The organism is Emergencia sp., from assembly GCF_048465375.1.
GTDB lineage: Bacteria > Bacillota > Clostridia > Peptostreptococcales > Anaerovoracaceae > Senimuribacter.
The window spans coordinates 665,896-679,286 of sequence record NZ_DBFWLQ010000024.1 but is presented as its reverse complement, the minus strand read 5'-3'; the positions used below and the strand labels follow the sequence as shown (position 1 = coordinate 679,286).

Genomic DNA, 13,391 nt, shown 5'->3' with positions numbered 1-13,391 from the left:
GACAAGAAGATGGGAAAAGGATATAGACAAGGCCGTCTGGGTGAAGAAATCCGCAAAGTCGTCAGTGAGATGCTTTTGCGGGAACTGAAAGACCCCAGACTTTCATCAGGAATGATCAGTGTTTCTGATGTGGAAGTGACTTCTGACGGAAGTTACGCAACCTGCTACGTCACCGTGCTTACCACAGGCAAAGACGAGGAAGCAAAACGGGAAGAGGAAGAGCAGGTTTTGGAAGGTCTCAAAAGCGCAAAGGGTCTGATCAAAAAGGAAATTGGCAGACAAATCAAGCTGAGACACATTCCGGAATTAATATTTAAAATCGATACTTCGATGGAGTATGGCAGACATATTTCAGAAGTGATAAACAAATTAGGTATAGACCATGAAGAATAACAGCTTTGAAGAGATTGGTAATTTAATCGGAAAAGCGGAGAAGATTTTGCTGTTTCCCCATGTCAATATGGACGGAGACACCCTGGGCTCTAGCGCGGCATTGTGCAGAGCCCTGCGAAATCTAGGCAAGGAGTGCTATATCTTGATCGAAGATCATATCCCTGCCAACCTGGCTTTTCTCGACAGAGGTTACTGTACTTTTGATCAAAACATCGTGACGAAGCCAGATCTGTCAATTTGTATCGACTGCGGCGATGCGGGGAGATTTTTCAAGCGGAAAGAAAAATTTCAGCAGAGTCCGGTAACGATCTGCATCGATCACCATGGGACGACAGAATTATATTGTGATTACAATTATGTCGATAGTAAGGCGTCAGCTACGGGTGAATTGATTTTTAAGCTTTTAAAGGTGATGAATCTGCAGATCGATCGGGAGATGGGAGAAGCCATTTTTGCCGCAATCACTACAGATACTGGGAATTTTCAGTATTCCAACACCTCAAAAGAAACCCATGAAATTACAGCGGCGCTCTACGATACAGGTTTTGATTCCAACAAAATCAGCGTAGAACTTTATGAAAATAACCGGATGGAAAAGATTCTGATTAAAAACCGCGCACTGAATACGCTGTCCACAGTTTGCGACGGGCAGGGCGCCATTGCCTATGTGACGCAGGAAATGCTGACAGAAACCGGCGCCTTGATGGAGGAAACGGAAGGAGTCGTCGAAGAACTCCGCAGTATCAGCAGCGTAGAGGTGGCAGCATTCTTAAAAGAAGCAGACGCCGACAGGGTCAAAGTCAGCATGCGTTCAAAGAAGAGGGTCAATGTGGCAGAAATTGCCGCCTCCTTAGGTGGAGGAGGACACGAGAGAGCCGCAGGATTTACCCTTCACTGTAGTTTGACAGAAGCCTTTGACATGATTACAGAAAGAATGACAGACAGCTTGGGGAAATTATGATAACAGAAGGTATACTTAATATCAACAAACCGCAGAATATGACTTCACACGATGTTGTGAGTGTAATGAGAAGAACTCTGGGCATCAAAAGAATCGGCCATACTGGTACGCTGGATCCGATGGCTACAGGTGTTCTTCCTATTTGTATTGGAAAGAGCACGCGCATTATGGAATATCTGGATTTGGATATGAAAAAATACAGATGTACCATGGTGCTGGGCTTGGTGACAGATACCCAGGATATCTGGGGAGAGACACTGGAACGTTTTGATACTTCTGGTATCGATGAAGATAAAATCAGAGCCGCGTTCGAAGGCTTTTATGGAGTCATCGATCAAAAGCCGCCCATGTATTCTGCGCTGAAGGTGAATGGCAAGAAGTTATATGAATATGCCCGGGCCGGAATTGAAGTAGAGGTTAAAACCAGAAAAATATTCATCAAGTCCCTGGAGATTGAAGAGATTCATCTGTCTGCAGAGGAAAAGACGGTGACCTTTACTGTAGAATGCTCAAAGGGAACATACATAAGAACGATTTGCCAGGATGTAGGTGAGTATCTGGGATGCGGGGGCACCCTCGCAAGTCTTGAGAGGACCAGAAGCGGTATTTTTGATATCCAATCGGCTATTGACTTGAACGCCTTTCAAGAATGGCCGCAAGAAAAGATAGAATCGAAGTTACAACAGACCTTCGAGCCGCTGGTCCACTTTGGCAAGGTGGTCACGGATCAGGTGACTGCTGTACAATTTGCCAGCGGCTGGCATCTGCCTTTGGACAAATGTGAGATCGTGCAAAGACCTGCATATGAAGACGGCTCCTTTTATCTGCCCATGCGGGAAGAGTACAAAAGTGCTTACAATGTTTTCGGCCGGATTGAGGGCAGAGAAGTTTTTTTGGGAGTTGCGTTTTTCAATGAGAAGTACAAAAAATTGGTGGCAGACAAAGTGTTTTATGTGAGGTAGTGTAGAAATGAGAATATTTGAGACTTTGGAAGAAATAAGAGATATCGAACCTGCAGCTGTTGCCTTGGGCAATTTTGACGGGGTTCATCTGGGGCACCAGGAGTTGATCAGGCAGATGGTAAAGACTGCCAGGGAAAAGAATCTCAAGGCTGCGGTATTCACTTTTTCCAATCATCCGAAAGACCTATTGCCGAAAGAGAAAAAAGTAAAAAACATATTGAGCAAAAAAGAGAAAGCGCAGATTATCGAGTCTCTGGACGTCGACTATCTCTTTAACATCGAATTTACCAAGGCGATTATGACCATGGAACCTGTAGACTTCATCAAGAAACTGCTGCTTGATAAATTCAATATGAAGGCGGCATTCTGCGGTTTTAATTACCATTTTGGCTACAAGGCACAGGGAAATCCCGATGTTCTCAGAAATGTCGGGCTGGAGAAAGGCTTTGATGTAACCGAGATGTCGGCTTATAAAATTAAGGGAAACGTGGTAAGCTCCTCTTTGATCAGGACATTGATTGCGTCCGGCCAGGTGGAAAAATGTATGACCTATATGGGCAGACACTATTCTATCGGCGGCGAAGTGGTCGTAGGCAACCGATTGGGGAGAAAATTGGGATTTCCGACATCCAATCTGGTCATCGATCCCTCCATGGTTACGCCGCCTAACGGCGTCTATGTGACATATTGTACTTATAACGGCGTCAGATATCCCAGCGTTACCAACGTGGGAATCAAACCGACCGTAGGACATTATAACAAAAATGTGGAGACCCATATCTTTAACTTTGATAAGGAACTCTATGGCAAACATATCGAAGTGGAATTTTTGGAAAAAACGCGCGATGAGGTCAAATTCGACAGCGTTCAGGATTTATCGGAACAAATCGTCAGAGACTGCCGTGAGGCCAAAGCCTTCCACGATAAAATCGGCGGAAATACTGAAAAATAAAGCTTGCAATCACATAACGAATATGATATAGTTATCTGGTTGAAACATTACTTTCACTTAGTTTATCGACACTCCGGCGAAAACCCAGTGAAAGCGAATTGAGAAAAGGAGACAAATATGATTACAAAAGAAATGAAAGCAGGCATCATCAAAGAGTATGCTACAAAAGAAGGAGATACTGGTTCTCCAGAAGTTCAGGTTGCCATTCTGACTGCAAGAATCAACGATCTGAATGAACACTTAAAGATTCACAAGAAAGACCACCACTCAAGAAGAGGACTTTTGAAAATGGTTGGTCAGAGAAGAAATCTTCTCAAGTACCTAAAGGAAGTTGATGTTGAGAGATACAGAACATTGATTGCACGTTTAGGATTGAGAAAGTAGTATTAATACTGAAAATTTTGGCGGGGCAAAAACCCCGCTATTTTTTTGATACGATAGGAAATATTGATTTCCTATCATTCAAAAAAGGGGGTGTGCAGAGGGGATTCCCCTCGCCGTCCTGAGGAGGGTGCTCAGCCTGCGAAGCAGGCGCCGAAGGGAACCTAGGGTTCCCTAGCGGAGCGGCGCAGTCGCCTTTTTTGATAAATAGTTAAAGCCAAACTGAAAAATACAATAAACAGGAAGGAGTTGTTTATTAATAATGGCGAGATTTACAGATTACAGAACATTTAAAACAGCAGTTGGAGGGAGACTTCTTCAACTGGAAATCGGAAAAGTTTGCGAACAGGCAAATGGCCAGGTAATGCTCAGATACGGGGAGTCCGTAGTTAACGTGACAGCCTGCGCATCGAAAGAGCCGAGACCTGACATTGACTTTTTTCCACTGAGTTGCGATTATGAAGAAAGAATGTACGCAGCAGGAAAGATTCCTGGCGGTTTTATAAAAAGAGAAGGCAGACCGAGTGAAAAAGCTACCCTCTGCTCCAGACTGATGGATAGACCACTCAGACCACTGTTTCCGAAAGGCTACTACAATGACGTCGTTGTCGTCGCTACTGTTATGTCCGTTGATCCGGACTGTGAAACTGATATCATGGCGATGATCGGTTCCTCTGTTGCTTTGGCAACCTCTGATATTCCATGGGAAGGTCCTACAGGATCTGTTCGTGTAGGCATGGTTGACGGTCAGTTTATCGTCAATCCGACTTTGGAACAGAGAGAGAAGTCTCTGATGAATCTGACAGTGGCAGGAACGAAAGAAGCCATCATGATGGTTGAAGCAGGAGCAGAAGAAGTGCCGGAAAGCATCATGCTGGACGCGATTCTCTTTGCTCATGAAGAAATCAAAAAAATTGTTGAATTTATCGATGAAATCATTGCAGAGGTTGGCAAGCCAAAGCAGGAAATTGAACTCTACACAGTTCCTGAAGAAATTGACCAGGCAGTCAGAGCTTATGCAGTAGACAAGATGAAGACGGCGATTAAGACACAGGACAAGCAGGAAAGACTGGACAATATGGATGCAGTGGAAGTGGAGACGAAAGAACACTTTGCTGACATCTATCCGGAAAATGAAAAAGATATTGCCAGTGTACTTTACAATATTACAAAAGAATGTGTACGCGCTATGATTCTTGACGAAGGCATCAGGCCGGACAACAGAAAATTGGACGAAATCAGACCAATCTGGTGTGAAACATCACTGCTTCCAAGAGTTCACGGCAGCGGCTTGTTCAAGAGAGGACAGACACAGGTTATGAGTGCCTGCACCCTTGCACCGGCTAGTGAATCACAGACCATCGACGGCATCAGTGAGCAGACGGAAAAGAGATATATGCATCACTATAATTTCCCTGCTTATTCTGTCGGTGAAGCGAGACCGTCAAGAAGCCCTGGCAGAAGAGAAATCGGACACGGCGCTCTGGCAGAAAGAGCATTGATTCCGGTACTGCCTACTGTTGAAGAATTCCCATATGCGATTCGTGTGGTTTCAGATGTATTGTCATCCAATGGATCAACTTCCATGGGATCTACCTGTGGCTCTTGTCTGGCGCTGATGGATGCTGGTGTTCCGATCAAGAGACCGGTAGCAGGCATCGCCATGGGGCTCATTGAAAGAGTCGAAGAAGACGGCAGCAGCAAAATGGCAATCTTGAGCGATATCCAGGGCATGGAAGACTTCCTGGGCGACATGGACTTCAAAGTAACTGGTACGGAAGTCGGTGTCACCGCCATCCAGATGGACATCAAAGTCCATGGACTGTCCAGAGAGATTTTGGAGAAGGCATTGGAGCAGGCAAAGATCGGCAGAATGTATATCATGGAACAGATGTTAGAAGAAATTCCTGAGCCGAGAGCAGAGATGTCAAAATATGCACCTAGAAGCATTACAATGCGTATTGACCCTGACAAGATCAGAATTGTCATCGGGCCGGGCGGAAAGACCATCAACAAAATCGTGGAAGAGACCGGCGTAAAGATCGATATCTCAGAAGATGATCCAGGTCTTGTAAGTATTTACAGTGCTGACATGGAGGGCGCCAATGCTGCAAGAAAGCAGATCGAACTTCTGACCAAGGACGTAGAAGTAGGCGAAACTTATGAAGGAACGGTTATGAGAATCATGAACTTCGGAGCTTTCATCGAAATCCTGCCGGGCAAAGAAGGTCTCCTGCACATCTCCAAGATGGCGAAGGAAAGAGTTGAAAAGGTGGAAGACGTGATGAATATCGGAGATAAGGTCACCGTTAAGGTAACTGAAATCGACAATCAGAACAGAATCAATCTTTCTAGAAAAGAATTACTGAAATAAACCAGAGAAGTTGTCACAGATTTGTGGCAGCTTCTTTTTTCGTGAATAGAATATCGGGTGTGTGGTATAGAATAAGGAGTGAAAGGAGATTCTCTATGCAGACTTTTTTTGGGCTATTGATACCATTTCTAGGCACGACCTTAGGCGCGGCCTGTGTCTTTTTATTAAAAAACGAAATCAAACCGTTGATACAGAAAGCTTTGCTTGGCTTTGCATCTGGCGTCATGATTGCGGCTTCCGTATGGTCCCTTTTGATACCGGCCATGGATATGTCTGAATCAATGGGTAAACTGGCCTTTGTTCCAGCAGCGGCGGGGCTCATGATCGGAATTTTGTTTCTATTGGCTCTCGACAAGACCATTCCGCATTTGCATTTAGGAAGCAGCACTCCGGAGGGCAGGGATAGTAAACTGAGAAAGAATACGATGTTAGTCCTGGCAGTGACCCTGCACAATATTCCAGAAGGCATGGCAGTGGGTGTGGTCTTTGCCGGCATGCTGACAGGCAACAGCGATATTACCATGGCAAGCGCCATGACTTTGGCGGTGGGAATCGCCATTCAGAATTTCCCGGAGGGCGCGATTGTTTCCATGCCGCTGAAGAGTGAGAATGGGATGCACAGAGGCAGAGCCTTCCTGTATGGAACCGCTTCTGGAGTGGTAGAACCTATCGCAGCAGTTCTGACGATTTTTCTAACCCATTTCATATCACCGATATTGCCATACATCCTCGCTTTTGCGGCGGGTGCGATGATTTACGTGGTGGTGGAAGAGCTGATTCCTGAGGCCAGCGAAGGAAACCACAGCAATATCGGCACGATCGGCTTTGCTGTCGGTTTTGTCATCATGATGACCTTGGATGTGGCTTTAGGATAGGATTATTTGATAAAACTATTGGAAGAAGGGCAGTAATTGCCCTTTGATAACCCTGTCGATGGCGGCAATGTCGATGGCGCCGTCAGCAGTTTCCATGGTGAGGATGAGGCTGTCAGGCATGATGATCTCATTGAGATAGTAATCCATAAATTTCTTCATCGTGCGTTTTCGATAATCCTCGTCATGCAGAAGTCCCACGTGTTCCCAATAGATTTTTAAACCGGAGGGCAGCGTAAAGGTGAAGTCAGGGCGATATTTAACTTTCTTGTTATTTGCATCTCTAATAACGAGTTTCTTTTCATATTCAAAGGGAATAGATGCCGCGTGGAGCAGTTCAGCAATTAAGGCTTCGGATTTTGACCGCACCGATAGACCAAAACTCGTCTTTTGCTTCAGACCTTCTGCAATGAACTTTTCGTCGTCGTCCTCTGCTTCTGCATCTGAAGGAAGGAACTCACTTGTATAAAATGAAACCGGCATGTCTCGGTATGTATTAGGCAACAGTTCGTAGAGGGATGCCGGAGTATACTCTTTGTAAGTCTTCAGGATGCGGTTTTGGATTTTTAGATTTTCTCGGATTACATCAATCGTCAGCTGAAGTAGTTTCTTGTACTTTAACAGATGAACTAAATCCCGATCCTTTTTTCGTATATAGTGCTGTTTGTTTACTGCATCAACCCAATAATAATAGCAACGGTTGTTCATTATTTTGCAATTCAAACGCCCCTCCGGCAGCTGCTGGATTACTTCCGTGGCAATTCTGTATACGGTTTCCTGTGCTTCTATATCCTGTTCTGTTAATTTTAGATAATTAATCATGGTGCACCTCCAAACTGTAAATATATTCTAACATAATTGTAATAATATGTAAATAAAAATTGTTAAAGCAGTTTTAAAATGATATGGATATGGAATCCCTTTGGAAATTTTACTATATGAGCAAAAAATATTTTTTTGAGTATAAGAAAAAGTAAAAAACTGGTAAATAATTGAAGGCAAGAGGATAAAATCTTTATTTTTATGCTCTTGTTAGTTCATTTTAACGATTATACAAATTCGATTTACATATATTTACATATTTTTATACTCATTAACATAAAAATTTTCTATATAGTAAAAATGCTCTCCATGTCGGCTCTCCGAACCGGCTGGCAATGATTTTTCACAGTTCCTGTGTGGCAATCACTTCTTTGCATACGTATAAACCCATATCTGCACCAGAACAGATCGACCATTTGACTAATTGGGCAAAGCCGTTTTGAATCTCGATGGCAGTGATCGCTTCTGGATGCACGCAGCTGCCACTGTTAAAATACATGCCACAGTCCGTTTTCATCAGTGTGGGCTTGTGAGTGTGACCGGCGACAACGACACACCGCTCTTGACAGCTGTAGTTGATAAAGTTCTCCTCTATGTGACGGACTTTTGTATAGTTCTTGGCTGCACTGGTCGGATCTTTCACTCCACGAATTTCCAAGGGACGCCAAAGATAGCGGACAAGCCAGCGAGAGATTTTCCAGAACTGGTCGTTGATCAGGTCGCCTTGGTATCCGTGAAACATGTAGATAGGGGGAATGTCAAGACCATCGACGATGATAGATTCGTAAAAGGGAATTGTTTCTGTCAGGCCTTTCCAAACGTAAGCGGAGTTTTCTTTGACGCGGTCATGATTGCCAAAAACCATGTAAAGCCTGTTTTCATTGTGAAATTCCTCTAAAATATTGTAGATTTCTCTATGCGTGTTATAGACATCAGAAAAACGGCGATTCTCCCAGAGCTCATCGCCGTCTCCCAATTCGATATATGTAAAATTACGGCTGTAATAGTGCTTCAGTGCAGCCGTATAGATGGGTCTGTTGTTAAGAAAGTTGTCTGCCCAGGTACCACTGCCCCGGTGGCAATCGCTCATGATGACAATTTTTGGATGATCCTCAATTGAAATATGCAGAGCCTTTGCAAAAGATTTTTTGATTCGTCTGATTCCATATGACATAAAAACACCTCTGCCTTATCATATGCGCAGCGGCGTTTCTTTGTTTCTACTTTTTTTTATGCTTACTCTTTATTTTTTCCAGATCATCAGGCAGGAAGATTACGTTTTCCTCTCTCTTCAAATCGTCATCTTTCTTTGTTTTTTTACTGTCGTCACTCGAACCGCCTCTGGTGCTGAATAGATAATAAGCAAAAAGGCCGATTACAAATACGAGGCCTAATAAAACTAATTGCATAACCTTCACCTCCTGTTACCTAGATTTTACCACAAAAGGAATATGATACAAACTATTTTTGATAAATTTTTCCTGATATGCTATAATCGATAGTGTTTTAGACATTACGACGCAACATCTACAGGAGACAAATATATGAAAAATCATACAGACTTGAATTTAGAACGGAAGTTAAAACCTATCAACGTCTGGTCATTGGCACTGGGCAGTATCATTGGCTGGGGAGCTTTTGTCATGCCAGGCACTACCTTTCTGCCCAAATCCGGCCCCTTGGGCAGCGCAATCGGACTAGCCATCGGCGCTTTGATTATGATTACTATAGCGATGAACTACGGCTATATGGTGCAGAAATATCCAGTGGCAGGCGGTGAATACACTTTTACAAAGAACACCTTTGGACGGAGAAACGCTTATATCTGCGGTTGGTTTTTAGGTCTGTCGTATCTGTCCATCGTACCTCTCAATGCTACGGCACTGGGTCTGGTCAGCAGAAAGCTTCTGGGAGGCGTGCTGGAGGTGGGATATCTGTATTCAGTGGCTGGCTGGGACATTTATGCAGGGGAGATCATTTTAGCATCTCTGGCGCTGATTTTATTTGCAGCCCTCTCCATCAAAGGCATCAGTGTTGCAGGTTGGATGCAGACTGTCATGGCGCTGTCCTTAGTCGCATCAGTCTTCATTTTGCTGATTGGCGCCATTCTCAATCCGCAGGTTGAATTATCCAATTTACAGCCTGCGTATCCTGACGGTAAATCCTCCTGGGCATCTATCGTCGCTGTGGTTGCCATAGCACCATGGGCTTTTGTCGGCTTTGATTCCATCCCCCAGGCGGCAGAGGAATTTGACTTTTCTCCGAAAAAAGCAAATGGCATCATGATTTTTGCTGTTCTATTTGGTGGATTTGTTTACATCGCCATCAATACGATTACAGCTGCGGTAATGCCATGGGAAACCTTTATGGCAAAAGGTTATGACTGGCCTACTGGTGAAGCCGTGGAGTTCATCATGGGAAAAGCAGGACTCATCTTTTTAGGTGTCGCATTGATATGCGCGGTGCTCTCTGGCATCATCGGTTTTTATATGGCCACCAGCAGGCTGCTCTATTCCATGTCCAGAGAAAAAGCCCTTCCTGCCTGGTTTGGTAAAATCGATCCAAAGAGCAAAACCCCAAAGAACGCAATTTTGTTCATCATGGCCATCTCTCTGACCGCACCGTGGTTTGGCCGGGAGGTGCTGGGCTGGATTGTGGATATGTCATCTATCGGGGCGGCCATCGGCTATGGTTATACATGTTTGGCAACCCTGAAAACCCTGAAAACAAACCCGCAGGACCACAAGCCAATGCTGAAACTCTTTGCCATCGTGGGCGCATTTTTCTCTCTGATCTTCGTCCTGCTGCTGCTGGTTCCGGGCATGCCGTCTTACTTAGCGCCAGAATCGAGAATCTGTCTCGTCATCTGGAGCCTCCTGGGAATCGCCTTTTATTTCTGGTCAAAAAGACAAAATTTTACGCTGTAACTTAAGTTAACATGCAAATAACTTAAGTTAAATTGCACAATATCTCCTATGATGATTTAATGAGACCTGGAAGTTATCACTCATTACAATTTTTTATAGGAGATTTATTATGGGTAAAAAAATTCCTATGTGGCAATGCATCCTTGTTATGGTTGTACTGCTGGTACTCTTGTACCTATCGATCATGGTAGATCCCAACGAGGATAAGGCGCACTTCGCGCTGATTCTGAGCGGAGCCTTTGCGGCAATCATCGCGGCAATCAACGGCTGGAAATGGCCTTTTATGGAGCAGGGTATTCTGGCTGCCATCAACAGGACCATGCAGGCCATCTTGATTTTAGCAGTCGTAGGTTTGATGCTGGGCTCCTGGGTAGCCGGCGGTGTCGTTCCTTCCATGATGTATTTTGGAATTAAGGTCATTTCACCGAGCATTTTCTTATTTACTGCCTGTCTGCTCTGCTCCATCGTATCCCTGGCAACAGGATCTTCGTGGTCCACAGCAGGTTCCATGGGTGTGGCACTGATTGGTGTCGGCACAGCCTTAGGCTATCCGGCAATTATGACCGCTGGCGCGGTAGTATCAGGCGCATATTTTGGAGACAAGATGTCGCCGCTGTCAGATACGACAAATCTAGCACCTGCCGTTGCCGGATCAACGCTGTTTGACCATATCAAGCACATGGTATTTACCACAGGCCCGTCGTTAATCATCGCTTTGGCCGTGTATCTGGTCATCGGTTTCACTCGTGGCGGCGGAAGCGCGAATATGGATACTGTACAGGAAATATTAGGCTTTATCACAGATAATTTTAACGTAGGTATTCTTTATCTGATCCCACCTGTGTTCGTCATCGTTGCAGTGGCCATGAAGCTGCCGGCGCTGCCTTCCCTTTTGGGCGGCGTGGTCCTGGGCATCCCGTTTATCGCTATGCAGGATTCTTCTCTGCTCAAGCAAGTGTTTTCTATTACAAACTATGGATGGGAAACCGCAGTTCCGGAAAACGCCAGCATGGTCATCGCCAAACTGGGCGGATTGCTCTCTTCAGCAGGTATGCAGGGCATGATGAACACCATTTCATTGATTCTCTGCGCCATGGTATTTGGCGGTATTGTAGATTGCACCGGTATCATGGGCACCCTGGCGCAGGCACTGCTGAAATTGGCAAGAGGGACAAGAGGAGGACTGGTTACGGTCACAATCGTATCCTGCTTTATCGTCAATGTACTCTGCTCTGACCAATACTTGGCAATTATTCTTCCAGGAAGAATGTATAAGGAAGCTTTTGAGGATATGAGATTGGCGCCGAAGAACCTGTCCAGATGTCTGGAAGACTCCGGAACCATCACCTCCAACTTTATCCCATGGAATACCTGCGGTGCTACCATGCGCAGTTTCCTGGGCGTTGGTTCTGGCTACATACCATATGCCGTCCTCAACTGGGTCAACCCATTGATATCTATTTTCTATGGATTTACCGGCATTACCATGACCAAGATGACCGAGGAGGAATATCAAAAAGTCCTTCAGCAGAGGGAAGAAGATAAAATTGCCGCCTTGAAAGCATTAGAAGCTTAATCCTTTGGCAAACGACAGATAAGTCTGGACATTTATAAGTCCTTCTTATATAATAAAAGTAAAATAAAATCCAATGACAAAAAACTAGGATATGATACCTGGTTTTTTGTCGTATTTGTCGTATTGGGAGGCGTTATATGGAGAGTATCATCACGCTGTGCTATGGCATGACTGTTTTACTGGGCGTTGCCGCACTGGCTATTCAATTGTTGCTGAGACAAAAGGACATGTTAGTTGCTGACAGCGGCATAAAAGAAAACAATACCACCATATTCTTTGTTATGATTGCAGCTCTCAATATCATCGATTTTCTCTATTATTATTTCTGGCAGGTCAAATTGTATAATTATGAAAATATCATGCTTGCCGTAGATAACGCCTTTTGGACGGTGCTGGCATACTATTTCATAGAGTTTGAGCGTAAATTTGCCAGACAGCCAAGGGAGAGGTACATGGGCATAGTCTTTAGCCTCATCGTGGCAGGCAACCTGGTGCTTGACTTCGTAAACATCTCTGATAAGGCGTACTATACTGTCTACCTCCTGTTGGGTGGAATCGTCTGGCTTTTCATATCTGTCAAAGGTACTCGGTATACAGTCAGAATCTTTCACACAAGCCTTGGAATCAACAGGGGCGTCATCTTGCTTTATGATGCGGCTTTCCTCTTTGAATGCGTGGAAGACGCTTTGCTTTCTCTATACTACCGCAGCGGCGGTGACTATATGATAGGGGAAGACCTGGTATCGATTCTGATATGGCTGATTCTCAGCAGCACCAACCTCTATTTAGTCTGGAAATCCTGCCGAAGGGACAGTACCTTTGAAGAAGGCTTGAACCTGGCTGCAAAACGCTATGGCTTTAGCGACGGCGAACGGGCTGTGGCCGCGCTTTTGCTGGAAGGGAAGAGCAACGTGCAGATTGCAGATGCGCTTGCCATGTCAGAAAGCGCCGTCAAAGTACATAATCATAGACTGTATAAAAAACTTGAGGTTGAAAATCGTGTACAGGCCGTTAATAAGCTGAGAAATTCATAAATATAAATTTTTACTTGCATAAACAAGTGAGAAGTGCTAAAATATCTGGGTACGTAAGTATTGACAATTCAATATGCAGACGTTGAAGGAACCAGTAGCACTGTGTAAGATCCTTACAGAGAGACTGTCATTTGGTG

At 44.6% G+C, this 13,391-nt stretch carries 13 protein-coding genes; 10 read left to right on the top strand and 3 right to left on the bottom strand.

The window, feature by feature from the left end; translation table 11 throughout:
* Positions 1 to 9 precede the first annotated feature (9 nt).
* From rbfA to ACMQ5W_RS18380, 7 genes are all read left to right on the top strand, one after another.
* On the top strand, positions 10 to 393 hold the full coding sequence (gene rbfA, locus ACMQ5W_RS18410; RefSeq protein WP_148491737.1) for a 30S ribosome-binding factor RbfA: 384 nt from the start codon (positions 10 to 12) through the stop codon (positions 391 to 393).
* Positions 383 to 1,354: a DHH family phosphoesterase gene (locus ACMQ5W_RS18405; RefSeq protein ID WP_419026421.1), complete on the top strand. Its 972-nt coding sequence runs from the start codon at positions 383 to 385 to the stop codon at positions 1,352 to 1,354. Before rbfA ends, ACMQ5W_RS18405 begins: the two co-directional genes overlap by 11 nt.
* On the top strand, positions 1,351 to 2,316 hold the full coding sequence (truB, locus tag ACMQ5W_RS18400; RefSeq protein WP_419026419.1) for a tRNA pseudouridine(55) synthase TruB: 966 nt from the start codon (positions 1,351 to 1,353) through the stop codon (positions 2,314 to 2,316). The genes ACMQ5W_RS18405 and truB overlap by 4 nt, the downstream gene beginning before the upstream one ends.
* Before the next feature lie 7 nt (positions 2,317 to 2,323).
* Positions 2,324 to 3,268 carry a bifunctional riboflavin kinase/FAD synthetase gene (locus ACMQ5W_RS18395; protein WP_419026418.1) on the top strand — a complete coding sequence of 315 codons (945 nt, stop codon included), beginning with the start codon at positions 2,324 to 2,326 and terminating at the stop codon, positions 3,266 to 3,268.
* A 117-nt stretch (positions 3,269 to 3,385) separates the two neighbouring features.
* Positions 3,386 to 3,652, top strand: coding sequence for a 30S ribosomal protein S15 (gene rpsO / locus ACMQ5W_RS18390; protein ID WP_148491741.1), 267 nt, complete (start codon positions 3,386 to 3,388; stop codon positions 3,650 to 3,652).
* A gap of 259 nt (positions 3,653 to 3,911) precedes the next feature.
* A complete protein-coding gene (locus ACMQ5W_RS18385) occupies positions 3,912 to 6,023 on the top strand; it encodes a polyribonucleotide nucleotidyltransferase (RefSeq protein ID WP_419026417.1) in 2,112 nt (703 codons plus the stop codon).
* A 95-nt stretch (positions 6,024 to 6,118) separates the two neighbouring features.
* Positions 6,119 to 6,898 (top strand): ZIP family metal transporter, encoded by a 780-nt coding sequence (locus ACMQ5W_RS18380; RefSeq protein WP_148491743.1) that lies wholly within the window; start codon positions 6,119 to 6,121, stop codon positions 6,896 to 6,898.
* A gap of 15 nt (positions 6,899 to 6,913) precedes the next feature.
* On the opposite strand, the gene ACMQ5W_RS18375 is transcribed toward ACMQ5W_RS18380, so the two are convergent.
* From ACMQ5W_RS18375 to ACMQ5W_RS18365, 3 genes are all read right to left on the bottom strand, one after another.
* The gene (locus ACMQ5W_RS18375; RefSeq protein ID WP_419026415.1) at positions 6,914 to 7,717 is read right to left on the bottom strand and encodes a hypothetical protein; all 804 of its coding nucleotides are present in this window, start codon (positions 7,715 to 7,717) and stop codon (positions 6,914 to 6,916) included.
* A gap of 343 nt (positions 7,718 to 8,060) precedes the next feature.
* On the bottom strand, positions 8,061 to 8,891 hold the full coding sequence (locus ACMQ5W_RS18370) for a metallophosphoesterase family protein (RefSeq protein ID WP_419026414.1): 831 nt from the start codon (positions 8,889 to 8,891) through the stop codon (positions 8,061 to 8,063).
* A gap of 46 nt (positions 8,892 to 8,937) precedes the next feature.
* Entirely contained in the window at positions 8,938 to 9,126 is a 189-nt protein-coding gene (locus tag ACMQ5W_RS18365) for a hypothetical protein (RefSeq protein ID WP_148491746.1), read from the bottom strand.
* A gap of 135 nt (positions 9,127 to 9,261) precedes the next feature.
* On the opposite strand from ACMQ5W_RS18365, the gene ACMQ5W_RS18360 reads away from it, so the two are divergent.
* The 3 genes from ACMQ5W_RS18360 to ACMQ5W_RS18350 all read left to right on the top strand — a co-directional run bounded on the left by ACMQ5W_RS18360 (position 9,262) and on the right by ACMQ5W_RS18350 (position 13,254).
* Positions 9,262 to 10,644, top strand: coding sequence for an APC family permease (locus tag ACMQ5W_RS18360; RefSeq protein WP_419026412.1), 1,383 nt, complete (start codon positions 9,262 to 9,264; stop codon positions 10,642 to 10,644).
* 109 nt (positions 10,645 to 10,753) lie between these two features.
* A complete protein-coding gene (gene nhaC, locus ACMQ5W_RS18355) occupies positions 10,754 to 12,220 on the top strand; it encodes a Na+/H+ antiporter NhaC (RefSeq protein WP_419026411.1) in 1,467 nt (488 codons plus the stop codon).
* A 137-nt stretch (positions 12,221 to 12,357) separates the two neighbouring features.
* Positions 12,358 to 13,254 carry a helix-turn-helix transcriptional regulator gene (locus tag ACMQ5W_RS18350; protein ID WP_419026410.1) on the top strand — a complete coding sequence of 299 codons (897 nt, stop codon included), beginning with the start codon at positions 12,358 to 12,360 and terminating at the stop codon, positions 13,252 to 13,254.
* Positions 13,255 to 13,391 lie beyond the last annotated feature (137 nt).

Bases quoted from the DNA above. Each gene is read 5' to 3' on its own strand.
- ACMQ5W_RS18370 (WP_419026414.1), bottom strand. From the start codon at position 8,891: ATGTCATATGGAATCAGACGAATCAAAAAATCTTTTGCAAAGGCTCTG.
- ACMQ5W_RS18385 (WP_419026417.1), top strand. From the start codon at position 3,912: ATGGCGAGATTTACAGATTACAGAACATTTAAAACAGCAGTTGGAGGG.
- nhaC (WP_419026411.1), top strand. From the start codon at position 10,754: ATGGGTAAAAAAATTCCTATGTGGCAATGCATCCTTGTTATGGTTGTA.
- ACMQ5W_RS18350 (WP_419026410.1), top strand. From the start codon at position 12,358: ATGGAGAGTATCATCACGCTGTGCTATGGCATGACTGTTTTACTGGGC.
- ACMQ5W_RS18395 (WP_419026418.1), top strand. From the start codon at position 2,324: ATGAGAATATTTGAGACTTTGGAAGAAATAAGAGATATCGAACCTGCA.
- ACMQ5W_RS18360 (WP_419026412.1), top strand. From the start codon at position 9,262: ATGAAAAATCATACAGACTTGAATTTAGAACGGAAGTTAAAACCTATC.
- truB (WP_419026419.1), top strand. From the start codon at position 1,351: ATGATAACAGAAGGTATACTTAATATCAACAAACCGCAGAATATGACT.
- rpsO (WP_148491741.1), top strand. From the start codon at position 3,386: ATGATTACAAAAGAAATGAAAGCAGGCATCATCAAAGAGTATGCTACA.
- ACMQ5W_RS18380 (WP_148491743.1), top strand. From the start codon at position 6,119: ATGCAGACTTTTTTTGGGCTATTGATACCATTTCTAGGCACGACCTTA.
- ACMQ5W_RS18365 (WP_148491746.1), bottom strand. From the start codon at position 9,126: ATGCAATTAGTTTTATTAGGCCTCGTATTTGTAATCGGCCTTTTTGCT.
- ACMQ5W_RS18375 (WP_419026415.1), bottom strand. From the start codon at position 7,717: ATGATTAATTATCTAAAATTAACAGAACAGGATATAGAAGCACAGGAA.
- rbfA (WP_148491737.1), top strand. From the start codon at position 10: ATGGGAAAAGGATATAGACAAGGCCGTCTGGGTGAAGAAATCCGCAAA.
- ACMQ5W_RS18405 (WP_419026421.1), top strand. From the start codon at position 383: ATGAAGAATAACAGCTTTGAAGAGATTGGTAATTTAATCGGAAAAGCG.